At 49.2% G+C, this 23,931-nt stretch carries 25 protein-coding genes; 6 read left to right on the top strand and 19 right to left on the bottom strand.

Annotated elements, in window-relative coordinates; translation table 11 throughout:
• Positions 1–229: 229 nt before the first annotated feature.
• On the top strand, positions 230–1,744 hold the full coding sequence (gene cobA, locus ACKU41_RS10715; protein WP_321400687.1) for a uroporphyrinogen-III C-methyltransferase: 1,515 nt from the start codon (positions 230–232) through the stop codon (positions 1,742–1,744).
• Between the two features lie 257 nt (positions 1,745–2,001).
• Entirely contained in the window at positions 2,002–2,676 is a 675-nt protein-coding gene (purN, locus tag ACKU41_RS10710; protein WP_321400685.1) for a phosphoribosylglycinamide formyltransferase, read from the top strand.
• Positions 2,677–2,840: 164 nt separating this feature from the next.
• On the opposite strand, the gene ACKU41_RS10705 is transcribed toward purN, so the two are convergent.
• The 4 genes from ACKU41_RS10705 to ACKU41_RS10690 form a co-directional block, all read right to left on the bottom strand.
• The gene (locus ACKU41_RS10705) at positions 2,841–3,749 is read right to left on the bottom strand and encodes a phosphotransferase (protein ID WP_321400683.1); all 909 of its coding nucleotides are present in this window, start codon (positions 3,747–3,749) and stop codon (positions 2,841–2,843) included.
• Positions 3,750–3,932: 183 nt separating this feature from the next.
• On the bottom strand, positions 3,933–4,487 hold the full coding sequence (amrA, locus tag ACKU41_RS10700) for an AmmeMemoRadiSam system protein A (protein WP_321400681.1): 555 nt from the start codon (positions 4,485–4,487) through the stop codon (positions 3,933–3,935).
• Between the two features lie 14 nt (positions 4,488–4,501).
• Positions 4,502–4,747 (bottom strand): cysteine-rich small domain-containing protein, encoded by a 246-nt coding sequence (locus ACKU41_RS10695; protein ID WP_319777325.1) that lies wholly within the window; start codon positions 4,745–4,747, stop codon positions 4,502–4,504.
• A 141-nt stretch (positions 4,748–4,888) separates the two neighbouring features.
• Positions 4,889–7,015, bottom strand: a complete 2,127-nt coding sequence (locus ACKU41_RS10690; protein ID WP_321400679.1) for a SpoIIE family protein phosphatase — start codon at positions 7,013–7,015, stop codon at positions 4,889–4,891.
• 257 nt (positions 7,016–7,272) lie between these two features.
• Here ACKU41_RS10690 and ACKU41_RS10685 point away from each other — a divergent pair, with 257 nt between their 5' ends.
• A complete protein-coding gene (locus tag ACKU41_RS10685; RefSeq protein WP_321400677.1) occupies positions 7,273–7,533 on the top strand; it encodes a hypothetical protein in 261 nt (86 codons plus the stop codon).
• A 65-nt stretch (positions 7,534–7,598) separates the two neighbouring features.
• Positions 7,599–8,492 (top strand): mechanosensitive ion channel domain-containing protein, encoded by an 894-nt coding sequence (locus ACKU41_RS10680; protein WP_321400675.1) that lies wholly within the window; start codon positions 7,599–7,601, stop codon positions 8,490–8,492.
• Positions 8,493–8,526: 34 nt separating this feature from the next.
• Here ACKU41_RS10680 and ACKU41_RS10675 read toward each other — a convergent pair whose 3' ends face one another.
• The 5 genes from ACKU41_RS10675 to cbiE form a co-directional block, all read right to left on the bottom strand.
• A complete protein-coding gene (locus tag ACKU41_RS10675; protein ID WP_321400673.1) occupies positions 8,527–9,492 on the bottom strand; it encodes a GGDEF domain-containing protein in 966 nt (321 codons plus the stop codon).
• A gap of 96 nt (positions 9,493–9,588) precedes the next feature.
• The gene (locus ACKU41_RS10670; RefSeq protein ID WP_321400671.1) at positions 9,589–9,894 is read right to left on the bottom strand and encodes an NIPSNAP family protein; all 306 of its coding nucleotides are present in this window, start codon (positions 9,892–9,894) and stop codon (positions 9,589–9,591) included.
• Between the two features lie 31 nt (positions 9,895–9,925).
• Positions 9,926–10,321, bottom strand: a complete 396-nt coding sequence (locus ACKU41_RS10665) for a secondary thiamine-phosphate synthase enzyme YjbQ (protein ID WP_321400669.1) — start codon at positions 10,319–10,321, stop codon at positions 9,926–9,928.
• Positions 10,322–10,339: 18 nt separating this feature from the next.
• Positions 10,340–11,095, bottom strand: a complete 756-nt coding sequence (cobM, locus tag ACKU41_RS10660; protein ID WP_321400667.1) for a precorrin-4 C(11)-methyltransferase — start codon at positions 11,093–11,095, stop codon at positions 10,340–10,342.
• On the bottom strand, positions 11,096–12,319 hold the full coding sequence (cbiE, locus tag ACKU41_RS10655) for a precorrin-6y C5,15-methyltransferase (decarboxylating) subunit CbiE (protein WP_321400665.1): 1,224 nt from the start codon (positions 12,317–12,319) through the stop codon (positions 11,096–11,098).
• Between the two features lie 142 nt (positions 12,320–12,461).
• Between cbiE and ACKU41_RS10650 the strand changes: the two genes are divergently transcribed.
• On the top strand, positions 12,462–12,734 hold the full coding sequence (locus ACKU41_RS10650; protein WP_319777312.1) for a hypothetical protein: 273 nt from the start codon (positions 12,462–12,464) through the stop codon (positions 12,732–12,734).
• Here the strand turns inward: ACKU41_RS10650 and cbiD are convergent.
• The 5 genes from cbiD to ACKU41_RS10625 all read right to left on the bottom strand — a co-directional run bounded on the left by cbiD (position 12,710) and on the right by ACKU41_RS10625 (position 17,989).
• Positions 12,710–13,825: a cobalt-precorrin-5B (C(1))-methyltransferase CbiD gene (gene cbiD, locus ACKU41_RS10645; RefSeq protein WP_321400663.1), complete on the bottom strand. Its 1,116-nt coding sequence runs from the start codon at positions 13,823–13,825 to the stop codon at positions 12,710–12,712. The two genes, ACKU41_RS10650 and cbiD, sit on opposite strands and share 25 nt — an antisense overlap.
• Positions 13,818–14,987, bottom strand: coding sequence for a DNA polymerase IV (dinB, locus tag ACKU41_RS10640; protein WP_321400660.1), 1,170 nt, complete (start codon positions 14,985–14,987; stop codon positions 13,818–13,820). Before dinB ends, cbiD begins: the two co-directional genes overlap by 8 nt.
• Positions 14,988–15,018: 31 nt before the next feature.
• Positions 15,019–16,395, bottom strand: coding sequence for a cobyrinate a,c-diamide synthase (locus ACKU41_RS10635; RefSeq protein ID WP_321400658.1), 1,377 nt, complete (start codon positions 16,393–16,395; stop codon positions 15,019–15,021).
• Between the two features lie 27 nt (positions 16,396–16,422).
• Positions 16,423–17,166, bottom strand: coding sequence for a tetratricopeptide repeat protein (locus ACKU41_RS10630; RefSeq protein ID WP_319777304.1), 744 nt, complete (start codon positions 17,164–17,166; stop codon positions 16,423–16,425).
• Positions 17,167–17,248: 82 nt separating this feature from the next.
• The gene (locus ACKU41_RS10625) at positions 17,249–17,989 is read right to left on the bottom strand and encodes an RNA methyltransferase (RefSeq protein WP_321400654.1); all 741 of its coding nucleotides are present in this window, start codon (positions 17,987–17,989) and stop codon (positions 17,249–17,251) included.
• A gap of 150 nt (positions 17,990–18,139) precedes the next feature.
• Here ACKU41_RS10625 and ACKU41_RS10620 point away from each other — a divergent pair, with 150 nt between their 5' ends.
• On the top strand, positions 18,140–18,319 hold the full coding sequence (locus ACKU41_RS10620; protein ID WP_321400652.1) for a hypothetical protein: 180 nt from the start codon (positions 18,140–18,142) through the stop codon (positions 18,317–18,319).
• 112 nt (positions 18,320–18,431) lie between these two features.
• Here the strand turns inward: ACKU41_RS10620 and ACKU41_RS10615 are convergent, their stop codons facing one another.
• From ACKU41_RS10615 to ACKU41_RS10595, 5 genes are all read right to left on the bottom strand, one after another.
• A complete protein-coding gene (locus ACKU41_RS10615; protein ID WP_319777299.1) occupies positions 18,432–18,611 on the bottom strand; it encodes a hypothetical protein in 180 nt (59 codons plus the stop codon).
• 48 nt (positions 18,612–18,659) lie between these two features.
• Complete coding sequence (locus ACKU41_RS10610) at positions 18,660–18,827, bottom strand: hypothetical protein (RefSeq protein WP_319777298.1); 168 nt, start codon at positions 18,825–18,827, stop codon at positions 18,660–18,662.
• A gap of 263 nt (positions 18,828–19,090) precedes the next feature.
• Positions 19,091–21,250 (bottom strand): methyl-accepting chemotaxis protein, encoded by a 2,160-nt coding sequence (locus ACKU41_RS10605; RefSeq protein ID WP_321400648.1) that lies wholly within the window; start codon positions 21,248–21,250, stop codon positions 19,091–19,093.
• Between the two features lie 237 nt (positions 21,251–21,487).
• On the bottom strand, positions 21,488–22,255 hold the full coding sequence (locus ACKU41_RS10600; RefSeq protein WP_321400646.1) for an exodeoxyribonuclease III: 768 nt from the start codon (positions 22,253–22,255) through the stop codon (positions 21,488–21,490).
• Positions 22,256–22,264: 9 nt separating this feature from the next.
• The gene (locus tag ACKU41_RS10595; protein ID WP_321400644.1) at positions 22,265–23,734 is read right to left on the bottom strand and encodes an FkbM family methyltransferase; all 1,470 of its coding nucleotides are present in this window, start codon (positions 23,732–23,734) and stop codon (positions 22,265–22,267) included.
• Between the last annotated feature and the right edge of the window lie 197 nt (positions 23,735–23,931).

Genomic DNA, 23,931 nt, shown 5'->3' with positions numbered 1-23,931 from the left:
AAAGGGTTTAAGAATCCCAAAACTTTTTATTAGGGCTTCGCCGAATAGTTTTGTTATTCGACATGGATAATATGAACGTGTCTAGCTAACGTAGCGACAGCCTATTAAGAGTTTTTGAAGAGTCCAGAGAAACTTTTTTCAAAAAGTTTCTCTGGCCGCCGGAGGCGAAATCAATTTGTCAAAAGCGTGAAACGCATCAAAAATGCTTTTAACTAGAGAGGGTGGATATATGGGTTTGGTTTATCTGATTGGTGCGGGGCCCGGTGATCCCGGTCTGCTGACTGTTAAAGCTAAAGAAGTGCTGGAAACCGCAGATGTGCTCATCTACGACTATCTGGCAAACATCGAATTTCTGAACTACTGCAAAGCTGATTGCGAAATCCTTTACGTAGGTAAAAAAGGCGGCGACCATACCCTGCCGCAGGATAAGATCAATGAACTCATCATTGAGAAAGCGCAGGAAGGAAAAGTCATTGCCCGTCTCAAAGGCGGCGATCCTTACGTTTTCGGTCGCGGCGGCGAAGAAGCCGAAGAACTGGTTGAAGCCGGAATCGACTTTGAAGTTATCCCCGGCATCACCGCAGGCGTTGCCGCTCCTGCTTACGCAGGTATCCCGGTAACCCATCGCGATTTTACCACTTCCGTATGTTTTATCACCGGACACGAAGATCCTACCAAGGAAAAGACCGGTCATAACTGGGAAGTTTACGCTAAATCCACTAGCACTCTCGTTTTTTACATGGGCGTTAAAAACCTGCCCATGATCGCGGAAAACCTGATCAAGAATGGTCGCGATCCTGAAACACCGGTAGCCCTCGTGCGCTGGGGAACCCGCTGCAACCAGCAGTCTTTTGTCTCCACCCTTGAAAACGTTGCCGAGGAAGCAAAAGAGCGCAAGTTCAAGGCTCCCTCCATCATCGTTGTAGGCGGCGTCTGCTCCCTGCATGACAAGCTGGCTTGGTTTGAGAAAAAACCTCTGCTCGGCAAGGGTGTTGTAGTTACCCGTGCCCGTGAACAGTCCAGCGGCCTTGTTTCCACCCTCGGCAAGCTCGGTGCCTGTGTGTTCGAATTCCCGACCATCAACATCGAGCCGGTAGCCGATTATACTGACGTGCAGGCCGATATCAAAGGGCTTTTCAACTGGGATTGGCTGATCTTCACTTCTGTAAACGGTGTAAAACATTTCTTCAATCAGATGGACGAAGCCGGTCTCGATGCCCGAGCCTTTGCTGGACTCGAAATCGCTGCCATCGGCCCCGCAACTGCTGACGCGCTGATAGAAAGAGGCATCCGTCCTGATTTCGTACCTGAGAAATACGTAGCAGAAGGCGTGGTTGCCGGGCTGCTTGAAAAAGGCATCAAGGGTAAGAATGTGCTTATTCCGCGTGCCAAGGTTGCCCGCGAAGTGCTGCCCGAAGAGTTGCGTAAGGCCGGAGCCGAGGTCAAGATCCTGCCTGTCTATGAGACCGGACTTTCCGAGAACGATCCCGGTCCCATTGCCGAGGCCCTCGAAGCTGGAAAGATCGATTATCTGACTTTCACCAGCTCCAGCACTGTTGAAAATTTCTTCAACCTGATTGAGCCGGAAGTTTTTCACAAATATAAAGACAGTGTGAAAATCGCCTGTATCGGGCCCATTACCGCCAAGACCCTTGAAGGGTTCGGTTATGAGCCGGATATTCAGCCCGATGATTACACCATCCCCGCACTGGTCGACATTCTGGTGCAGGAAGTTTCTGAATAGCGACTTGAAAGGAGGACCTACGCGGCCCTCCTTTTTTGTATGCCTCCGGCGGCCCTGCCGGGAGCCTCAAACCCTTTTGGGAAAAGGGTTTAAGAATCCCAAAACTTTTTATTAGGGCTTCGCCGAGAAGTTTAGAGTTATAACCGAATATTATGACGTTCTTTGCTAACGTAGTGACAGCTTATTAAAAAGTTTTTTGGAGAGTCCAGAGAACCTTTTTTTCCCAAAAAAAGGTTCTCCGGCCCCCGGAGGGAATCTTGAGTCTTCCTATTGCTGTTCTTATTTCTGGCGGCGGATCAAATTTACAATCCATTATTGAAAAAATGGAAGACAACATCCTTGATGTAGCCATCAAAGTTGTTCTTTCCAATAAAGCAGATGCTTACGGTTTGAAACGTGCTGCAGCTTACGGCATCACCACTGCGGTTTTGAACCACAAGGATTTCGGTTCCCGCGAAGAATTTGATACTGAGATGGTGCGTATACTCAAGGATGCCGGAGTCGAGGCTGTGGTTATGGCCGGATTCATGCGTATTATTACTCCCGTATTTCTGAATGCATTCCCCGGCAGGATAATCAACATACATCCCGCTCTCCTGCCCAGTTTTCCCGGCGTGGACGGGCAGGGAGATGCCGCTAAGTACGGTGTACGTTTAGCCGGATGTACCGTTCATTTTGTGGATGAGAAAATGGATCATGGGGCAGTTATCATTCAGGCTGCAGTTCCTGCTTATCCCGGCGAAGATAAAGATGAATTGCGTGAGCGTATTCTCAAGCAGGAGCATCGTGTTCTGCCCCAAGCTACCCAATGGCTGGCAAAAGGGCGGCTGTCTGTTGAGGGCCGTTTTGTGAAGCTTGCCGAAGCTGACGTAGAACTTGCTGAGCGGGACGGGCTGAGTCTGGTCAATCCGCCTTTGGAGAAGGGATTTTAGGACGTCTCTGGCGGGCCTGCTCTGAGTCTATTTTCTTAAGGCATAAGCAAAAAAGATCGTGTCTAACTGGGAGAAATAAGAACCCTTTTTAAAAAAAGGGCTCTTTGAACTTTTATGAAAATGTTATTTAGTCTTTTTGTGCAGCTTGTCAGAGTCTGCAGTTTTTAACCCATCACCGCCAGCAGCAGTTCCATAAATTCCAATTCCATCTCCAGCATCTCATGATCCTTCTTACGCAGCCATTCGGAGAGCCACGCAAAACGTAATGAGGGGATGTAGGCGGGCAGTGATTCGTAGCTGTCGTCGCTTATGTCGGTGTTGTCGTAGAGACCGTCCATGAAGGCCGGGATAAGTCCTTCGCCCAGAGCTCCGGGGTTTTCAAAGGCCACGCAGCCTATCATGTTGGCTACATCATAGATTTCCGGGCGCATTCCGGAAAATTCCCAGTCTATTATTGCGCCGATTTTCTTGCCTTTCCAGAGTACATTTAATGGATGGAAATCCCCATGGCAGAACGCTTTGGGCAGTTGCGGGAATTTTCCCATCTTGGGGAAAAGTCGAGCGCAGATCGGTTCCAGCCGTTCATAGACCTGCGGTTCACGCTCCTTAATGGTCTCGGCAAGTTCTTGAGCATAATTTATCAGTGCAAAGGATTGATCCTGCCCTTGCATCTCTTTGCCTTTGCTGTGCTCACGCAATTGGGCAATAAATATTGCCAGCTCAGTTCCCCGCTCAGCATCAAATACAAATTCCGGTCTAGGAAGTTCGTCGGATTCGTAAAATGGCGATAGCTGCCACGGGAAGCCCATCACATCAGAAATGAAATTGCCGTCCGTGTCCTTCTGGTAAGGCAGCAGCCAGTCCATGCCCGACTCCTGCAATGTCAGCAGGTTCTCGGCAATATTGGTCCGTGTTTCTATCTGTGAACCGGCGATGCGTTCCATGAGCCAGAGTCTGTTCTCAGTATCTTCAATCACCGAACGTGAAACAGCCCGTTCCGGGCTGCCGGGAATATTCTTGTCGTTATGACGTTCGAGGGTTGTAAGACCCCAAGGGGATAAAGCATCAATCATGTGTGTGCCTCCGGCGGCTCTCCGAGGGCCAAATAAACTTCTTGAGCAAAGTTTCTCTGGACTCTTCAAAACTTTTAATTGTTGTGGGTTGTGGCTGATTACACCATTAGCGGTATTAATTGTTAAGCAACTCCGCGAAGCGTAATAAAAGGTTTTGAAAGGGACGGGGTCTGGGGAAGGCCCTTAAAATACTTCAGCTTCGAACCAGAAAATATTGGTTGCCGGGTCTTTCCATGCATCAGGCTCCATACCCGCTTTGTTGCAGGTCTGGGCGAGGAATTGCTTGCGGTCCCATTTCCAATCAACTGCGACCTGAGGAAGCAGCAAGCCGGACTGCATGCCGCGTTGCATAATCAAGCCATGCCGTCCGATGACAATTTGTTCAACGTCCTTGCAGACGTCAATGGGACTGAGGATGGAAATTTCTATTTCGATATCTTCGAATTCAGCTTCCTTGAGCGGTGGGAAGCGTGGATCATCAAAGGCTGCGGCACGGGCCATTTTCCAGATGGTTTTGTAGAGAGGGCCGCTGCCCTGAACGTTGCCGATACAACCACGCAGGTGTCCGTTTTTAGTCAGGGTTACAAAAGCTCCGTATTCTTCGCGCATATGCTCGGTTACAGGGTCGGGAGTGGGTTCCTCCTGCCTGTTAAGCCTGCAGAGAATGCTCTTGCGGACCAGATTTTTGAGGTAGTCTTTTTCTTCCTGAGAAAGAGAGAAGCTGAAATTTTCTGACATGTTCTACTCCGGGCTTAGCGCTCGTTGGCTTCTTTAAGTTTTTTTATAATATAATCGTAACCTTCGGGCCGATGCGGGATTTTGCAGTCCGTGCAGTCTTTCACGCCTTTTGCAGTCTTTTTGTAGCGCCCTCCGCAGTTCTCCATCAGGTAGAGGGGGCAGAAGCAGAACAGGCAGTTGAAGTCTGCTTCATTGCTTGTCTCATGGCAGGGAAAATAGCGGCACTCGATATTTTTGAAAAAACGATGGCTGTTTTCCATTTGTATCCTTTGTTGGGTCTGCAATTTTTAAAACGAAGCGGCGAAGCCTTACTAAAAAAGTTTGGGATTCTAAAACCATTATTAAAAGGTTTTAGCCGCCGGAAGCAAAATCTTTTAATCAATAAGTGCGAAGCGCATCATTTATTTATTGAATTCGTTAACTTTGATGATGACCAGTGTGATGTCGTCCTCCTGCTCCATACCGTTCTGAAATTTATAGACAGCGGCAATTATCTCCTGCTGTATCTCAGCGGCGGACCTGTGGGCGTTGGCAAAAATGAGCTGATCCAGACGTTCTCGGCCGAACATTTCATCCTCGGTGTTGCGGGCTTCCCATATTCCGTCTGTGCCGATGAAAATGATCTCACCTTCATGCAATTCAATATTGAATTCTTCGTACTGGCTTTCATCAAAAATTCCCAGCGCCAGCATGGGGGAGCCCATGAGGTCCCGTTTTTCTCCACTTGACGGAGCGTAGATTGTGGCCGGGTCATGTCCGGCACGGACGTAGGTGGCTGTGGAGTTGTCCGGGGATATTTCAATGCAGAACAGGGTCATGAATCGTCCGGTCTCTCCGATATCGGAGCAGAGCAGTTTATTAACCTCTTCGATACGTATGTATAGTGGCTCCACGTGCCCTGAGGCATGTTTCAGGTGTGCACGTCCGGTGGTCATGAGCAGAGCGGCTGAAACCCCGTGCCCGGTTACATCGCCGAGCAGTATTCCGGTTCCCCCGGTCTGGGGCGGGGTGTAATAATCAAAGTAGTCGCCTCCGGTTTCGTCGCAGGAAATACTGATTCCGGATATATCCAGTCCGTTGATATGAGGGGATTCCATGGGCAGCAGGCTGGTATGGACTTCCTGTGCCAGTTCAAGGGATTTGCTGAGCCGCAGATGGTCCTGCAGCTTGGGAATCATATGATTGAATGCGTTGGCAAGGGTTTCGCGTTCATCCCCGGTTTTTACATCAACATGTATGGACAAGTCTCCCTCGGAGATCTTTTCGGCGGCATCAGTCATAACCAGCAATGGCTTGATGATCTTGCGGCTGCCGAAAAAAGCCACCAGCGCAACAGTAATCAGAGTGAAAAAAGAGGCCGTACCGACTGCAATGTAGAGATTTGTGCTTAAGCTTAGAGCCTGTTGCGCTGCCCTGTCCGGCACGCGGGTGATGACCCTTTCCGGGGTTATCAGCACATAGCTGCCGTCACCGCGAAAGGGTGCAAATGACCATACGGAATTGACCCCGTTGTAAGGCATCCGCATTACCCCGGATTTACCTCTGCTGATGGAATCAATCATTTTGTCCATGGATTCTTTATCTGCAGACTGCAAATAGCGGGCGGAGTTAGGCAGGTCGGTCCTCCATGAAATGTTCGTTTCCTTGTGCCCTGCCTCAGCCCAGATACTCAACGCCACTCCGTCGTCGGTATTGACCGGGCCGACCACAAAGGCCTGTATGGCACTGGACCATTGTGATGAGAGGTCCTCCTTGCGAAGCAATTCAATCAGCTGAATGTCAATGGCAACTACACCGAGAGTATTTCCCGCCCGGTCACGGATGGGTTTGGATATTGTATAGACCTGTTGCCCGGTGCTGGCGTCAACGAACTTATCCCAAACTATGGAACCTTTCCTGATCGCTTCGGTAAACCATGATCTTTTGCGGGGATCATAGTTGGCCGGATAGTTTCCGTGTCCAGGGTAGGCCATGTGCAACCCGGAATTAAGGGTTATGTATATGCGATGCAGCGCGGTTCCGGCTTCATTGAAAAAGGATTTGAAATCAGGTTTGAGCAGTGACAGCCGGGCCAGATCGGGATTTTTTTTCAGGTATTCTTTCCCTTTGGGGCAAAAGAAAACCGGTTCTTCCAGACTGATTGAAGATGGTTTTTGCTGCCCTTTTTCATTAAGCACGAAATACTGCGGAGAAGGACCGAAATCTGCGGGTTGTCTGCCTTTGGTGTTGAAATCTTCATCAAAATAGGCTTCGGAAGAACCCTCTGCCGGATCATTGAGTACATCCTCGGCTTCAGCTCCGATGGCTTTAAGGGCGAATTCCAGCGAAACAGCCTGCTGTTGTACCAGCTTGGCTGAATCCTTTGCTGACTGGTGCATCTCGTCTGTCAGTATTTTTATCATATCCGCACGCAGGTTGCGGGATTGGACCTGTCCCAGATCCTGAATTCCCTGACGGCTGATGACTGAAACCACCAGCAGGGGAATTAGGCTGAATGTCAGCAACAGAAGAAATAGTTTTATGCGCATGCTCATGTCGGGTTAGGAGTAGTTCATGTTTACGGACCAATAATTAAAAAAGGAAAATATGTCGCTTGGTCTGATATGTTATGGTATACTGTAAGCGACTTCCGCAATTATTACCGCTTGTTTTGCTTTTTATTGTAGCTGCTTTATTGCCGGACGGCAATGAAGGATTGGAAATTGCAACAGAACTTGCAGAAGAGTGGATGTGCCGGAAATCCGGCATTTATGAACATGGTTCGAGAGTCTCTCGGGGGTGGCATATGAATACTGCGTTGCTGGAAGAATTGCTCAGGAAGAAGGCTCTGCGGCTGCAGCGGCAGGGGCTGACTGTAGACGAAGCCTTAAACCGCGCCGGGGATGAGATATTTAATTGCATGTCTGTCAGTGGCGGACATGGATCGCGTTTTTGCCTGCGTATGGTTCTAAACGGTGCCAAGAGGCGGGTCAGTCCGGAAATTTGTTCCTGCCCTGTTTCGGAGGGGGACAAAAGATATATGACTAGCCGATGTATAATTTTTTAAGTGTGATAGGGTAAACCATAATCGGTATGTTTACGGCACCTGATATAATGGTTATGGAATGGGGCATGTTTTCTGAAATTGATCCCTATATCTATGTCGCCACCATTACCGCACTAGCCACAATCATCTATATCTGGATAAGTTACCGCGTAACCAGTTTCAGGAAAAGCCGGGTTGATCGCATTGAAAAGTTGATCAAGAAGGATCCTGAGACCACTGCGGCTATTCCTACTGATGTCCTTACCGCCAAGGAAGAGCGTCAGGAACGGCGTGAGATGGTCAAGGGCGTCAAGACCCGCTTTACTGTCATCCGCCGTACACTTATTCTTTTCATTGTGCTGGTCTGGGCTCTGGCAATGATCCTGCCTTTTATGGGCAGGCTCCCCAGTACCATGATTTCCATCATCGTGGCAGTGTCTACAGCCGTGGTCGGTATAGCCGCCCGCCCAGTGGTGGAAAACATGATCTCAGGCATTGTGATTTCTTTTTCCAAGCAGTTGCGGGTTGGAGATACCCTTGTGGTTGACGGGCAGTACGGCACTGTCGAGGATATTTCCATCACCCATACAAAGATCAAGACATGGGACTGGAAGAGGTATGTCATCCCCAACAGCCGCATGTTGAATAAAGAGTTTGTCAATCTGACCCTTAATGACAGCCTGCAATGGGCATACATCGAGTTTTCGGTATCATATGAAACAGATATAGATATGGTCAGGGAAATAGCCATGGAAGTGGCAGCTCAAAGCGAACACCATAATGAACAGGAAGTTCCGCAATTCTGGATACGCAGTATGGATAAAGAGAGAGTTGTATGTTGGATCGCCGCCTGGGCGGATTCTCCTGCGGAGGCATGGAATCTTAAAAGCGATGTTTCCATGAGGCTGATCAGGGCTTTCCGTGAAAAGGAGATCGCAACACATCTGACGTATGTGAATCTTTCACAGGAGCATGAGTAATATCTAAGGCGTTTTCCGTCTTGTTCTGCCTTGATTATTGCGCAAGATCTGCAGGAGCTTTGGCATCACCGTATACAGCTCTGTTCCGTCCTCTGTCTTTTGCAGCGTGTAATGCCCGGTCAGCCCGTTCAGTCATACTTTCCCGGCTGTCTTCATCGCTAAAAGAGCCGATTCCTATCGAACAGGTCACAGTCCCTACCTGTGTAAAGTAGTGACCGGCAATTAGTTTGCGTATCTTCTCGGCCAGCATCATTGCATTTTCGTTTTCAATTTCAGGTGCAATTATAAGGAATTCCTCTCCGCTCCACCGGCCTATGGTATCTGTCTTTCGAAGGTTGTTTTTCAACAGCTGTGCGGTCTCCTGAAGAACCATGTCTCCAATTTCATTTCCAAAGTTGTCATTAATACTTTTAAACCTGTCCAGATCAAGCAGCAGAATGGAAAAAGAATTGCCGTGGCGCAGTGCCTTGTTGATTTCGTAGTTGAAAACCTCGTCAAGTTTGAGCCTGTTTGCTAATCCGGTAAGTTTGTCCGTGGTGGAAAGACCTTCCAGTTCATTGATACGGCTCTCGTAGCCGGAGATAACTTTTGATGTCTTCCGATCAATAAAGATGACGACCAATGCGGACAGGATAATACCTAAAAGTGAAATGGAGGCGGTTGTTTTTAATTGCGAACGGTAGGTATCCGTTATTAGCAGGTCTTCGTCTTTTATTATCTTATCCACACGGTCAAAGTGGATCGTAGTGGCTACTATCTTGTTGTGGGCATCATTCAATTCAACCGTTTCGCGCAGGAATTTTTGTTTTTCCGCAGCCAGTTTTTCTGAAAGCTGAGTGCTTTTATCGGTGAGTTCTCTGGATAGATTTTGCGTGTAAATAACGGAAAGAACGAGCAGCAGGACGGCGATACCTGCCAGGGCTGCAAAATAAAAAAGTCTCCGTGTGAAACTATTTTTGAATTTAAGCCTGCTTTCGGGTGACTTTTTTTCAGATGCCATGGAAAACCTGCACTAAATGTTGTCGGTGAATTTTAGTTTGTCCGGTTCGAATCAAATGTTGCGTATGATGTAAAAAATAGCAATTGAATTTACCACCTACGAGAATACGGGTTTCATGAAGCTCCGTTCAAAGCTGATAATGCAGCGGGTCCTGTGGGCATAGTCAAAGGCCTCTTGGCATTCGGGATCAGTTTTAATTTTTTCCCGGTATTCTTCATATTCTGCAAGGCTGGGAAAGCTGAAAAGGGCTACTCCCTTGTTGTTGGCTCCTTCATGGGGCAGGAAATAGCCGTGATGGGTTCCACCGAATTTATTGACCAGAGGAATCCACATCTTTCCATAGGTTTCAAATTCTTTTACCTTGTATGGATCAATGGTGTAAACGAGATAACAGGTGATCATGTGTAACCTCCATATGGATTTAAAGTGATTCTTAGCAGGTCATAAATTGAATCCAGAGCTTTCTACTTCTGGGACCGTCAAATTCACAGAAAAAAATTCGTTGCCATGTACCGAGCATTATCTCGCCGTCTTCAACGATAAGCATCTGGTCCGGACCGAACATGCTGGTCTTGATATGGGCATCGGAGTTGCCTTCCATGTGCCGGTAGTCACCCCGGAGGGGGACCAGCTTACGCATGTTCACGGTGATGTCGCGAACCACGTCAGGATCAGCCCCTTCATTTACGGTGATTGCACCGGTAGTGTGTGGGCAGTAGATCAGCAGTGCTCCGGACTGCCAGCCGTTGTCCTTGATCATCTGACTGACTGATCCGGTAATGTCTATCATTTCTTCCCGGCTATCGGTCCTGACCTGAAGAGTCTCCATGGTGAATTTCTCCTGAATTTAATTATTTTCTCTGAACATGTGGCTGAACCCGGCATCGTAAAGCAGGGATTCACTGTCTTTGTCCCTACCGGGCAGGATCAGGAAAATGGTCTGTCGTGTAAAATTGTTCTGTTCTGCGGTTTCCGCCAGATTCTCAAGGGTGGTCGGCACGGATTTTTCTTCCGGCCAGCCGATACGGTAGCCGAGGATGACCGGGGTGGAAGGCTCCATGCCTCCGGCAAGGAGTTGTTCCTGAATGCCCATGGGATTGCCTGCCGAAAGATATATAGCCATGGCTGAGTTGTGGGCGGCCAGCTTTTGCAGGGATTCTGATTCCGGCACCGGGGTCCGGCCGGCCATGCGGGTCAGGATCAGGGTCTGGGTTCCTCCGGGTACGGTGAAGGAAGCCCCTGAAGCTGCCGCTGCCGCACAGGCCGAGGTTACGCCGGGGATCACTTCATATTCAATCCCGGCTGCTCTCAGTAAGCGGGCCTGCTCCTGTACCGCCCCGTAAAGTGCCGGATCACCGGTATGCACGCGGGCCACAATTTCTCCTTTGGCTGCATGCTCCTGCATGATGCGGTCTGTTTCTTCAAGGGACATGGAAGCTGAGTTTTCTATGCGGGCATCTTTACGCGCTTCGGCGATTACGGCTTCAGGAACCAGTGATCCGGCATAGAGCACCAGCCCGGCCTCACGGATTATGCGCTGGCCTTTGACGGTGATCAGTTCCGGGTCGCCCGGTCCGGCGCCGATGAAATATACTTTGCCCATTTAATGTCCTTCGGGCTTGTCTGCCCAGAGTATGGTTACCGGGTTGTGAGCCTTGTAGCGGATGTCCCCGGCCAGTTGATCTGAAGTTGCGGCCTGAATCTGCATGGATTGCCAGCTCCAGTTCAGTTCGTCAAATAGATCACGGGTGCGCTGAATGCTACCCATGAGTATGGCGTGCACTACTATCCTGCCTCCCGGTTTAAGCCGTTTTGCGGCCTCCCGGATAACGCTGTCATCACGCCCGATGCCTCCTCCCATGAAGATGCGTTCCGGGTCGGGAAGTTTAGCCAGAGCCTGAGGCATTTCACCGCAGAGCGGTTCAACGGACCATGCCCTCAGATTGCGGATGTTCTCTTTGATCATTTCGACCCGTTGCGGCTTTTTTTCCACAGCGTAGAAATGAGAATCGGGACTGATGAACGAGCCCTCGATGGCAACCGAACCGCAGCCCGCGCCGAGATCCCAGACCACCTGTTGCCCTCTGAGGTCGAGCAGTGCGATTCCTGCTGAACGTACCGGTAGTTTGGTGATGAGTCCCTTTTCCCTGATAAATTCGTCATCGCTGCGTCCGAATAGCGGGGTACTGCATTCTTTGTTGTCTGCAGTCAGGATGACGATATTCAGATCGGGACAGGTGAAATTGAGAAAAGATTCCGGCCTGCCTTGGGCAACAACTTCTTCCGGGGTTTCCAGTTGGGAGAGTATTGCCATGGAATAGTTGTCCACACCCTTGTTTACCAGTTGTCTGGCGATGACTTGCGGGGTGTTTGTTGCGTCCGTGTAGACGGCACAGTCCATTTTGCGCTGCATGGCCCCGAAAAGGGGCGTATAGTCATTTCTTCCGTGAAGAGAGACCATTTTAAAATCCACCCAGCTGCGGCCCAGCCGCGCTGCACCTACCTGAATGCTTGAAACTGCCGGGATGACAACTACATTTTTTTTCCCCAGCAGGGGAGTCAGGGATGCGGCGATGCCGAACAGGAGAGGGTCTCCATCTGCCAGCAAAACTACTTTTCTGCCTTCCGCCAGCTCTTTTTCAAGAGTACTGGCATATTTCTCCATTGGAGAAGTAAAGGGGATTATTTTACCTTTGAAATTGGAAAAAGATTTCAGCAATCGTTTCCCGCCGCTTAAAACATCCGCTTTGGCAATATGTTTAGCAGCCTCGCGCGAAGGTTCCAGTGTGCCAGGATGCAGTCCGGTTATATGCAGGGGATGTATCATGTCCTGTTTCATACAATGTATTGACTGGATATTAAAGGAAGATTTTTAATCTGTGTTTTTTTTTAATATTAGTTACCAAAAAAATAAGAATCTGCTATTATGAAATTGGCTCCATCCATGCTTTTAGCGGAGGTGATGAAATATGAAAAAGCTGATAGCAATTGCTCTTTTGATAGGTTCATTGCTTACTGCTTTCTATGGCTTTTCCCTCTCCGCTCCCATGTTGGCAGGAAAAACCATGTCCGATGTAAATGACATTATGGGTACTGTGCATATTGAGTACGAGGTAAACAATTACACTGCCGGTACGGATAATCGTTGTACACCGTTTTATGTGGTAGCCCTGCTGGCCGGGGCCGTAGGAATTTATGTTCTCTACACTCTCGAGGATCACGATGAAGAGGATTTTTTCTGATTGCCGGGGTTGTAGATCATATTACCGTCAAAATCAAAGAGGAAGTATTCTACAGCTACCTCCGAGTTCCCGCTGAATGCGCAGGCATTGGCGCATGCTTTACGGACCAGCATGCGGATAAAAGCCTGATGAAATTCTTCGGGGACCATTTCATATACATGCCGGGCCGTTATCGCGGCCCGGATTTTTTTTGCCGTTTCTTCAGCCATACCCAACTCCGCAGACCAGTCTGCCAGCAGGTCAAAATCAATGGCCCAATCCTTGGCGTGTGTATATGGAAAACCCATGGCGTGTTTTACCAGTTTGCCGATGAAAATGGACCAGCGTACTTTGCGTATTTTTTTCATGCCGGCCTGCTGCATGGAAAATTTAAAAAAGTCAGCAACCTGTATCAGGCTGATCTGAACGGTATCGGGAAATTGTTCCTGAAAAAAACGCTCGCTGCGTCGTCCGGTGGTGAATGTTATTTTTTCTATCCCGCTTGCGCGGGCTACATTCAAGGCTTGGGCTATTGAAGCCTTCCACGAAGCATGGCTGAAAGGACGCACGATTCCCTGCGTGCCCAGTATGGAAATACCGCCAAGGATACCCAGCCGGGAGTTCATGGTTTCTTTGGCTATTATTTCACCCTGCGGAACTTCAATGGTGATTTTGATCAACCCGCAGAATTCCGGTGCGGTTCTGCTTATTTCTGCAAGAGCTCCTGAGATTATCTGTTTGCGGGGAACAGGATTGATTGCCGCTTCACCTACAGGGACGGGCAGGCCCGGCAGGGTTACCCGGCCTACACCCTTGCCGCCTGAGATTTCAATCCGCAGAGAATCTGCTGCACTGATTTCTACAAGCGCTTGGATTTCATGGCCGTGGGTGGCGTCCGGGTCGTCACCGCCGTCTTTGATGACCGCGCCGCATGCTCTGCCTGGACCGATCTTTTCCACATGCGCTACAGGAATCTTCAAAGTCCCTTTGACCGGAAGAGGTATTTCGATCTGCTCCGGTGGTTCTCCGCCCAGTAAAATCCTGATGGCGGCCATAGCAGCAGCTGTGGCGGAGGAGCCGGTGGTATAGCCTTCACGGAGTCGCTTACTCATCTTCCAGCAGCCTTCCCCGGGTCAGGATGTTTTTACCGAACTTTGAACGGACCTGATCCACAGCTTTGTCCAATTGGTCCAATTTTTTATTTTTGTTGGGTTTTTCAGGGTCTTCAAGCAGGGAAAGCTGCCTGTTGCGCCCTTCGAAATTGGAAATGCCGACACCTATCAGGCGGACCGGTCCCAGAGGGCGCTCTGCATCAAGCAGCGCACATACGGTCTTATAAATTGTTCCGGCATGAGAAGTTCGTGAATCAAGGGTCCGGCTGCGGGTTATCTGGCGGAAGTCAGGAAATTTGATTTTCAGGGTGACTGTCCTGCCTTTGACTTCATGGCTTCTTATGTCTGCGGCTATGCGTTCAGACTGCTTTAGCAGCAGTGTTTTCAGGGTATGAATATCTGAAACATCTGCGCCGAAAGTATTTTCCGCGCTGGATGATTTCATGGGTGCCCGTCCTGTAACAGGCGTGGGATCAATTCCCGCACCCTTGTCGTAGAGGACCAGCCCACGTTCGCCGAATCTTTCTTTCCAGAATTCAGGTGGATAGCGCCGCAAATCAGCAGCATAGGTGATGCCGAAGGAGCGTAAGCGGGGCAGGGCTTTCTTGCCGACGCCGGGTATCTTTTCCACAGGAAGTTTTTTCAGGAAGTCCTGCACTTGATTGGCCTTGATGATGGATATTCCATCCGGCTTGTTCAGGTCCGAGGCAATTTTGGCTAGAAATTTTACCGGAGCAATGCCCACCGATGCGGTAAGCCCGGTAGCTTTTCGGATGTCGGATTTGATGGATCTGGCAATCTGCAGCGGGGGGCCGAAAAGTTTTTCCGTTCCGGTTATGTCGATGTATGCTTCATCAATTGAAGCCTGTTCAACCACCGGGGTGTAATTGCCCAGCACTTCCATAACCTTGTGTGAAATTTCTTTGTATCTGTGTCTGCTGCCGGAAACCACCTGCAATTCAGGACAGAGCTTCAGTGCCTGCCTCACTGGCATGGCTGAACGGACACCGAATTTACGGGCTTCGTAAGAGGCCGCACTCAGCACGGAACGTTCATGAAGGGAGCCTACTCCGACAGGCTTGCCGCGTAGTTCCGGATTATCCAGCTGCTCAACGGACGCGAAAAAAGCGTCCATATCTATATGCATAATATACTTCTGCATGGGTAACCTTCAAAAGCAGTCGGCAGTCAGTTTAAATTTCTTCCGTACGGGAAGATTCTGCACAGGCATTCACAAAATTTTTAGCAACTTGCGGATTGCTGGCAAAGTGCAGATGGATGTAGCTGCCCAGTGTATTCTCATTGGCTATGAAACCTTCACTGGCGGAGATATTGTTTTTGCAGGTTACCCGATATGATTTTTGCTGAATCTTTTCCATTTCTTCCAGGGCGGAGTAGTGGAATTCATGTCCCCGGATGATTGTCCCTTCCGGGCCGAGGATTGTTGATTGGGAAAGTTCCACTTCACGGTATCCGAGGGACTGAAAGCGGGATTGCATGGAGCAGCGTACGGGAAAAATTCCGCACATGGGGAAAACCCGGTCATCTTTGCTGATTGATTCCATGAGGTACATAAAACCTCCACACTCAGCGTATACCGGATGCCCGGCTGCGGAGAAGTCAGCTATCGCCCGGCGGAGCTTAGTATTCTGAGCCAGATCAAAGGCCGCCAGTTCTGGGTATCCGCCGCCGAAGTAGAGACCGGAAATATTTTCAGGCAGATCTTTGTCTTCAATTGGTGAAAAGGGGACCAGCTCCGCTCCGGCTTCGCGCAGCAGACGCAGATTTTCTTCGTAGTAAAAGGAGAAAGCGTCGTCTTGAGCCACTCCGATTCTTGTGCGTGGAATCATTGGAACTTCGTCAAAACGGGGCTGTACCGGGATATCCGGCAGAGCCTCAATGATTTGTTCCAGATCAAGGTTTTCTTCTACCCAGTCGGCAAGGTTTTTATATTTTGAGTCGAGATCTTCAAGGTGCTCCGGGGTTACAAGCCCCAGATGGCGTGAGGGAGTGGCTATTTCCTGCCGCCGGGGCAGGCAACCGAGAAGCGGAACATCAGTCAATGAAATTGCTTCTTCCAGAATCAGGGCATGGTTGCTGCTGCCAACTCGGTTGAAAATAACTCCGGCTACAGGGGTCTCGGGATCGAAATTACAAAATCCCTGTACCAAAGCGGCAGCTGAACGGGCCATGGACCCGGCATCAACAACCAGAATTACAGGCAGGTTCAGCTCTTTGGAAAGATGGGCTGTGGAGCCTGTCTCATCAAGGGCGGAATAGCCGTCATAAAGACCCATGACTCCTTCCACGATGCATGCGTCGGCATCTTGGGCATAGCGGGAAAAAATGTCACGCAGGGTCTTGCCGGAGAGCATCCAGCCGTCAAGGTTGTGGCATGCCCTACCCGCAGCGCGGGTGTGATGCCCCGGATCAATGAAATCCGGACCAGTCTTGAAAGGCTGAACCCTTATGCCGCGACTGGAGAGCGCAGCCATAAGTCCCAGTGTAACCGAGGTCTTACCGCAGCCGCTGTGCGTTCCTGCTACAATGAAGCCTTTGATGGAGTTCATTGGAACTCTATAATGCTTTTTTTCTGATCAGCCCAGCTTATTTTTATCCAGATAAGCGACAAATTTTTTAGCTTCAGCGAAATCAGGGTTTATTTCCAAACACTTGGCAAGATGTTCACGTGCTTTATCGTATTGTTTATCTTCAAAATAAGCCCGAGCAAGGTTGTAGCGCAGGTGTTCGTCTTCGGGGCTGAGGGCAATAGCTTTGGAGTAGTATTCAACCGCCTGCGGAATCATTTTTGATTTGCGCAGGCTGATGCCGAAATCATTGAACATGTGTTTGTGCTCAGGAGCAAAGGGTGCATCCATGGAAACAAGGCGGGCAAAAATATCATTGGCCCGCTCGGTTTCACCCCGCTGCATGAGGCAGAGCCCTACGCCGAAGTTGCCGCGTACGTTCATTTCATCGATTTTAAGGGAGTTGTTGTATTCCATCTCGGCACTGAAGGAATTCCCCTGCTGACGAAGGCGGTCTGCGCGGGCGAGGGTTTTCTGCAGTTCCTTCATATTGGGCAGGACCTGCTGGTGATACATCTCCGGCTCAGGGGTGTATGACTCCAGAAGTTCATCGCGGGTGATACCTTCCGGGTCCCCGGTAGGAACAAAATTGCTGTTCAGGGGACGGACTTGAAAAAGGTCTTCAGCCATCTGTTCTACAAAATAGTAGCCGATCTGGGCTACGCGGCGGGTGGTGGTTCCGGTTCCGACCTTGGCGACTCTTTGGCGCGAGAAAACTCCGCTTAGATCTTGAATGGTATTGTTTTCAGTCATATACAGGCTCCGCAGGTCTTGAATTAGTCTTTACTGTAGCGTGCTTTCATGGAATTGAGAAGGGGCTGCGGTTATGATCTTGTTATTTTTTGCCAGCCTGACCGGCTATCCATTTGATCTGGCGGCAGATTCCCATCAGCAGGTTGAATTCGTTGCGTTTGATGTCGATTCTGGACATGAATCTCCGGACCGGCATCATCCAGTAATCGGGATTGTCCGCTTTAAGGAAGTCTATTGCGAGCAGGGTTTCCTGAAGGTTTGAGGCCAGAATTTCCTGTTCTTCAAATGAGGTGGAGCGCTCTTCAGGAGGACCTGCAGGGGTAAAAGGTTTGTCCAGCGCGTTTTTAAAGCATTCATACAAGATGATAAGTACCGCTTGAGAGAGATTCAGTGAGCTGTTTTCATGGCTGGTGGGGATGTTGATCAATCTGGAGCAAAGTTGTGTCTCGTCGTTGGTCAGGCCCCGGTCTTCAGGACCGAAAACCACAGCCACTTTTTCCCCGGCCCGGAGTTGCTCCACGATGTGCGGAGCTGCTGTGGAAGGAGTCATCACTCCCTTGCGCCACCCTCCAGTGCGGGCGGTGGTCCCGTAGACCCTTGTCTGCCCTTTCAGGGCTTCGGAGAGGTCTTCGGAAATAGCGGCTTTTTGCACGATATCGCGGGCTTTGACTGTAGCCAGCGGCATGGCCTTGTCCATGTTCCATGATGCGGGGCGCACAAGTGTCAGGTTGTTGCAGCCCATATTAGTCATGGCGCGAGCCGATGACCCGACGTTTTCAGGGTATTTTGTACCGAAAAGTACTATGCTCAGATTGTCCAGCATGTTAGCTCCGGAAAAGTTATTTCGCCTGTCGCAGCGGGTAATTTCTCACGCGGAACAGACGAATTGATTTCATAGAGCCATCTTTACGTGATGTCCAGTTCCAGGTTTACCGGGAAATCTTTTTTTGCAAATGCAGCATGGGAAGGGTAGATGAATAATATGAACCAGACTGAAATTTCGGAAAAAATAAAGGCCATTGCCGAGTCTGCCGGACTCAATGAAGAAGAGGTGCAGGCATTTTTAAGCGGTAACGGGGATATTCCTGATGCGTTGCAGGAGGTTTTGGACCGGCTGGGAGATGATGTCTCCCGCCAATGTTTAGAAGAATAGTGGCATTTCCATAAAAGAGACTCCCGGCTTCGCCTACGGGGATAGTAGTGAAACCGGGAGGGTGAAGTCTAGTTGGCTAAGCATGGCCAACCTTCGGGATAATGGCGGGTGTTTATTTCGCCTTGGAGGAGGGGATGATCGCTCCGTCGGCGCCAACTTCACCAAGCAATTCAAATTCCGGGAAAAGGCTGGGGTCAAAGGTGTATGAGTAGTAATCCTTGAATTTTATAAGATAAGTCTTCCACCCGTATTGTCGCCGCATGCGGGCTGCTTCTCTGACTACATCTGACATTTTATACTCCGCTTGAGTTTGTTCTTTAAAAAATTGTGGTGTCTGAAATCAGCAGTCCAGTTCAGGTCGAGAGTTCCGGCAAGCCTTTTCAGGGGCAGGGAAAGGCGGATTCTCGGCTTCGATTTCTTTTCTTTCGCTTGATCCGCTGAAACCTTTGAATGCTTTTCTCAGAAATTGTTTTTTGTTTAACGAAGAAATACTGGCTGTCTGGGTCATGGTAAATCTCCTGTTTTGATTTGTTTGCCTGAAAACAGTCATAATGAATATGAGAATCGTTTTCAAGTAAAAAGTATTCATTTCCAAAAAAAAGATGGCAGAATGATTTTCCGGCAGCTCTGACATTGCAGAGAGTTCTTCCTACAGTGGCAAGAAAAAAAGGCTGAAACCCGCGCAGTTATCTCCACACGTTGTTCCAGCCTTTTCTTATTGCTTTGTATGCTGGTTTTGATTTTACCAGCAAGTTTTTAATTTTACTGCAATCAGTTGCTAAACGCCTTGAGTTCCTCAATGAGATTCTGAAGTTCACCGGAGAGTCTTGCAAGGTCGGCAACAGCGGTCATGGACTGCTGCATAGCTTCGGCAGTTTCCATGGCTATGCGGTTAACCTCTTCGGTTCCGCGGTTGATCTGTTCACTGGCAGCGGACTGCTCCTCACTGGCTGTGGCAATTGCCCGGACCTGATCTGCAGTGGAGTCCACGTTTTCAACAATGGTTTCAAGGCTTTCACCGGCTTGGCCGGCATATTCGGTGCTCTTGGCAACCATGTTGGCAGCATTGTTCATCTCGTCAATATTTCTTTTGGTCTCTGCTTGAATAGCATGAACAGCCTGTTCAACTTCATGAGTGGCCTGCATGGTTTTTTCAGCCAGCTTGCGTACTTCATCTGCTACAACAGCAAAGCCGCGTCCAGCTTCACCTGCGCGGGCCGCTTCAATGGCGGCGTTAAGTGCCAGCAGGTTGGTCTGGTCGGCAATATCGGTGATTACTGTGATGACTTGTGAAATGCCTTCCGCCTGTGTACCCAGTTCGTTCAGGCCGCTGACCATTTTAGAGGAGGCTTTGCTTACTGAGTCGATGGAAGATACTACATCTGCAACGATTCTACCGCCGTTTTCAGCGTTTCTTTTGGCGTCCATGGCGCTTTCCGCAGCCTGAGATGCATTCTGCGCCACTTCAAGAACCGAGGCATTCATTTCTTCCATGGCTGTTGCAGATTCGGAAGTGCGTTCACGCTGGATTTCAGATCCGCGAGCGGATTCCTCAATCTGGGAGGAAAGCTCCTCGGAAGCGGAAGTGACCTGCTCCACAATGCCTTCCAGTTGCCTTGCAGCCTGCAGCATGCCTTCTGCTTTGGCCCGTTCGGCTTCTTCTTTGGCCTGCCTTGCTTCTTCGAGGGCCGTATTGGCGGCCTCGGTCTGCTTCTCGGCTTCCTTGGATTTCTCTTCAGCAGTGGAGATGAATTTGACCAGACTTTCCACCATGGAGTTCAGGGCCTCATGCAAAGTCTTCAGTTCTCCGCCGAAAAGGTTGGAATCGAGTTTGTTATCAAAATTACCTTGAGCAATTTCCTGCGCATCGCTAACCAGCAGGCCGATTGGTTTGGATATGCTGCGGGCAATAAACAGTACAGCACAGACAACCAGTATGATAGCCAGCACGGAAATTGTCAGGATTAGTTTCAGGAAACTGTTGGCTTCAGCGTAGATTTTGTCAGTCGGGATGGCCAGTCCGAAGGACCATGGCGTGGATGTGCCGGAAATCATAATCGGTTCAAATACATAAAAGTATTCTTTGCCGTTTTTGGGGGAGGTGATTGTTGCGTGGTAGGGCTTGCCGTTCTCAATGGCATCCATAATCGCCGAACGGTCTTTTTCAGGGAAGGCTTCCCCTATATTTTGGGTTACAAGATCTTTATTGGGGTGGGCAACGCAGTATCCTTTATTGGAAGTAATAAATGCGTAACCAGTTTCCATGGGATGGATGTCCGCGATCATTTTTTCAAAGGCCCCGAGGACAAAGTCGATTCCGACAACACCGATGAATTTCCCGTTTTTGAGAATAGGCACACTGACTGTAGCCATTACATCGGGAACTATCGTGGTGGTATAGGGCTCGGTCAGAACCGCTTTTTGGGTGTCGCGCGGTATCATGTACCATGAGCGGGTATTGTTGGGGTCGTTCCTGTGCATTTCAGTAATTTTCCAGGCACCGCCTTCATACCAGCCGTACTGTCCGTATTCCCCTTTGGGGCCGTATTTATCATTGCCCATGAACTCTGCGTCACGGCCGTCAAGCTCATTTGCTTCAATAACAATCTGGGTTCCGAAGAACATGGGATCCACTTCGGTAATCTTTTTGATGAATTCATCAACCATATCCCGGTGGATAGTCTCCTTGTACTCGGTCATGCTGAGAATTGTGGCCGCTCCCACCCAAGAGGCATCAAGGGCTTTTTCAATAATCCCTTTCACCTCGTTGACGTATCTCCCGGCCATCTCGCCGGCCAGTCCTTTAGCCTGCATAATGGATGATTCTCGGGTTTTACTCACAGTTATCCCGGTAAAGGTGATAAAAATGATAATCATCAGCACACTGATGCTGAGAGCGATTTTAGTGCCTATGCGCATGTTTTTGAACATGTGTCCTCCCTCGTATTGTTATGACTGGCGTGCATTTTTGTACTGATTATAATATCGTCTTAATTAATGATTACTTAGTATTGTTTTTAATAATACCATAACTTTTTTAAGGAATCTATCAAATCGTGTGCATGCTGGTGGTATGTAAATATCTTGCAAAAAAAACGGCAATCCTGTTACAGGACTGCCGTTTCTCTCTTCATGGGCGGAGCGGGGCACAGTTGCCGGAATGGATTTTCAGGAAAAATCCAGTTCGATCCCGATGGGGCAGTGGTCCGAGCCCATAATGTCGGATTCTATCCACGCATCTTTTACATTTTTCTTCAGTTCTTCGGAAACAAAGAAATAGTCAATGCGCCACCCGGCGTTGTTTTTGCGGGCATTGAAGCGGTAGCTCCACCACGAATACTTGCCCGGACTGTCATCAAACATGCGGAAGGTATCCACGTAGCCGTGTTCTATGAATTTATCGATCCATGCCCGTTCAACCGGCAGAAAGCCGGACCTTTCGGAGTTGGCCTTGGGGTTTTTGAGATCTATTTCCTTGTGTGCGGTATTGAAGTCGCCGCCGACCACAATGGGCTTTTTTTTGCGCAGTTCTTCAGCATATTCAAGGAAGCTGTCGTAGAATCCCATTTTATACTCAAGGCGCTCTTCGCTCATCTGTCCGTTAGGATAGTAGATGTTGAACAGGTAAAAATGTTCGTACTCCATGAGCACAACCCGTCCTTCTCCCTGAAATTTTCCGTCGGCAAGTCCATATGAATGAGACAGCACAGGCTGACGGGTGAAGCAGGCTGTGCCGGAGTATCCTTTTTTGACTTTGGACCAGTTCCAGAAGGATTCATAGCCGTCAAAATCACGGTTTTCTTCGGGAATCTGGTCTGGATGGGCTTTGGTTTCCTGAACCATGACCACATCGGCATTGCTCTGTGCAAACCATTCGTTAAAATTCTTTTTTATTACAGCGCGGAATCCGTTAACGTTCCAGGAATAAATTTTCATGTTCAATCCTTATTTTAGACATTCAAAGCAGACCTGCCCGAAAGTGATATCAGTGAAAGAAACAGTTTTCCAGCCCGCCTGCAGGGCCATGGATTTCAGTTCACCCACATTGTAGTCATTAAAGAATCCCGCAGCCCTGCGTTTGTTCCTGTCCGCTCCCGGCTGCAACGGATGGTAGGTAAAGATGAGCCTGTCTGCGTGTTTACAGGCCCAGTCAAAGAGGAGCTGCGGTTCGTGGATGAATTCAAGCAGAAAGAGTGCGCAGACCACATCATACTTGCTTTGCGGGTATTGTTGCTGGTTAAGGTCTGCAATGATTGTATTTCTGTTGCGGGCCACAATGTCGAGCGGGGTATAGGTACAACTTGCCGGGATGTAATCACGCAGGAGCATCATTCCGGCTCCCACATCCAGCACATTGCTATTTTCGGGGACCAGTTGTCCTGCCATTCCAGCCCGCAGATCCGGTTCGTTGCCGAGCATATTCCAGCTGGACCAGCGTCCGCAGTCGGTTTTCTTTTCTTTGATCAGCTCTTTTGTGAACCCGATCATGAAATTTTCCGAAACCGGTGGCCGCATACTTGAGGACATCACCGCATGGGCTGACCAAGGTTGTTCGTATACCTGAAGTGGAGAGAAGGACCTGTCTATGCTGATAATGTTGCATAGCTCATGGCTGGGAGAATATGGAATCAGCGGTCCGCCCATGTCTTCGTGGGGGAAGCGGTAGGAATCGTAACCCAAATCTCGCAGCAACCTCATGATGGCGGTAAATTCCTGAATGCCCTGCCGGGAATTATGGAAATGTCCTTTTTCCCAGATAATGGCAGCCACCCGGCTGGATTTCAGCAGTTCGAGTGCGCCTGAAAGGGTAGCCAGTTCATGGCCTTCAGTATCAATTTTAAGAAAAATTCTTTCTCCTGAATCCATGAATCCGGCTTGAATTACGATATTGTCCACGGTCTCCAGTCGCACCGTAAGTGTCTTGCCCTGATTGCGGTTGCCCGGTTGAGGGACAAGACTGTGCCCCATGGAGGAATTCTGGATCAACTCGCTCTTTCCGCTTTTGGAGGATGCAGCGCATGCGGCGATTCTGACGTTTTCAAGGCACTCATTGAACTCACACCAGAGATGGAGCCTTTTCAGGTTAGCCGGATGCGGTTCAATGGCGAGCACGTTTATTTGGCCCGGAAATTTTTTGGCAGCGGTCAGTGTGTAAAGGCCGAAATGGGCACCGACATCAATGAACAGGTCTCCCGGTTGCAGGTGGGCGTGCAGAAAAGCCCGTGAAGCGTATTCAAACCCTCCGCAACGGGTCTCCCTGAAATGAAGGGATGCTGTGCCGGGGTCCCGCATTTCAGCATTTGCCAACAGCATTTCAAATTCAGGTTTACCTGTATCATCTTTAATGACACTGGGAACAATGCTCCACGCATTAATGTCTTTGCTTATCTGATTCAGTATGTCCTGTCTGTTCACTGGTCTTCCGTGATGTTCTATTGGGGTGGGTATACGCAACATTACCTGAAAGACTTCTGAAAAAGAAGGGTAAAAAAAGTCAGTGCAGAGCGGAGCAATACTGCTGATACGTCACTTTCTGTGGAGTAAAGTGAATTGTAGGCAGGGTTATTTTATCACTTGCAGAGAAGCAAAAAAGACAGAAACCCACGTATGCT

The sequence above is a fragment of the Maridesulfovibrio sp. genome (genome assembly GCF_963678865.1).
GTDB lineage: Bacteria > Desulfobacterota > Desulfovibrionia > Desulfovibrionales > Desulfovibrionaceae > Maridesulfovibrio.
This window is presented reverse-complemented; position numbering and strand designations above follow the sequence as displayed.

Bases quoted from the DNA above. Each gene is read 5' to 3' on its own strand.
- cobA (WP_321400687.1), top strand. From the start codon at position 230: ATGGGTTTGGTTTATCTGATTGGTGCGGGGCCCGGTGATCCCGGTCTG.
- ACKU41_RS10705 (WP_321400683.1), bottom strand. From the start codon at position 3,749: ATGATTGATGCTTTATCCCCTTGGGGTCTTACAACCCTCGAACGTCAT.
- amrA (WP_321400681.1), bottom strand. From the start codon at position 4,487: ATGTCAGAAAATTTCAGCTTCTCTCTTTCTCAGGAAGAAAAAGACTAC.
- ACKU41_RS10695 (WP_319777325.1), bottom strand. From the start codon at position 4,747: ATGGAAAACAGCCATCGTTTTTTCAAAAATATCGAGTGCCGCTATTTT.
- ACKU41_RS10690 (WP_321400679.1), bottom strand. From the start codon at position 7,015: ATGCGCATAAAACTATTTCTTCTGTTGCTGACATTCAGCCTAATTCCC.
- ACKU41_RS10685 (WP_321400677.1), top strand. From the start codon at position 7,273: ATGAATACTGCGTTGCTGGAAGAATTGCTCAGGAAGAAGGCTCTGCGG.
- ACKU41_RS10680 (WP_321400675.1), top strand. From the start codon at position 7,599: ATGTTTTCTGAAATTGATCCCTATATCTATGTCGCCACCATTACCGCA.
- ACKU41_RS10675 (WP_321400673.1), bottom strand. From the start codon at position 9,492: ATGGCATCTGAAAAAAAGTCACCCGAAAGCAGGCTTAAATTCAAAAAT.
- ACKU41_RS10670 (WP_321400671.1), bottom strand. From the start codon at position 9,894: ATGATCACCTGTTATCTCGTTTACACCATTGATCCATACAAGGTAAAA.
- ACKU41_RS10665 (WP_321400669.1), bottom strand. From the start codon at position 10,321: ATGGAGACTCTTCAGGTCAGGACCGATAGCCGGGAAGAAATGATAGAC.
- cobM (WP_321400667.1), bottom strand. From the start codon at position 11,095: ATGGGCAAAGTATATTTCATCGGCGCCGGACCGGGCGACCCGGAACTG.
- cbiE (WP_321400665.1), bottom strand. From the start codon at position 12,319: ATGATACATCCCCTGCATATAACCGGACTGCATCCTGGCACACTGGAA.
- ACKU41_RS10650 (WP_319777312.1), top strand. From the start codon at position 12,462: ATGAAAAAGCTGATAGCAATTGCTCTTTTGATAGGTTCATTGCTTACT.
- cbiD (WP_321400663.1), bottom strand. From the start codon at position 13,825: ATGAGTAAGCGACTCCGTGAAGGCTATACCACCGGCTCCTCCGCCACA.
- dinB (WP_321400660.1), bottom strand. From the start codon at position 14,987: ATGCAGAAGTATATTATGCATATAGATATGGACGCTTTTTTCGCGTCC.
- ACKU41_RS10635 (WP_321400658.1), bottom strand. From the start codon at position 16,395: ATGAACTCCATCAAAGGCTTCATTGTAGCAGGAACGCACAGCGGCTGC.
- ACKU41_RS10630 (WP_319777304.1), bottom strand. From the start codon at position 17,166: ATGACTGAAAACAATACCATTCAAGATCTAAGCGGAGTTTTCTCGCGC.
- ACKU41_RS10625 (WP_321400654.1), bottom strand. From the start codon at position 17,989: ATGCTGGACAATCTGAGCATAGTACTTTTCGGTACAAAATACCCTGAA.
- ACKU41_RS10620 (WP_321400652.1), top strand. From the start codon at position 18,140: ATGAATAATATGAACCAGACTGAAATTTCGGAAAAAATAAAGGCCATT.
- ACKU41_RS10615 (WP_319777299.1), bottom strand. From the start codon at position 18,611: ATGTCAGATGTAGTCAGAGAAGCAGCCCGCATGCGGCGACAATACGGG.
- ACKU41_RS10610 (WP_319777298.1), bottom strand. From the start codon at position 18,827: ATGACCCAGACAGCCAGTATTTCTTCGTTAAACAAAAAACAATTTCTG.
- ACKU41_RS10605 (WP_321400648.1), bottom strand. From the start codon at position 21,250: ATGTTCAAAAACATGCGCATAGGCACTAAAATCGCTCTCAGCATCAGT.
- ACKU41_RS10600 (WP_321400646.1), bottom strand. From the start codon at position 22,255: ATGAAAATTTATTCCTGGAACGTTAACGGATTCCGCGCTGTAATAAAA.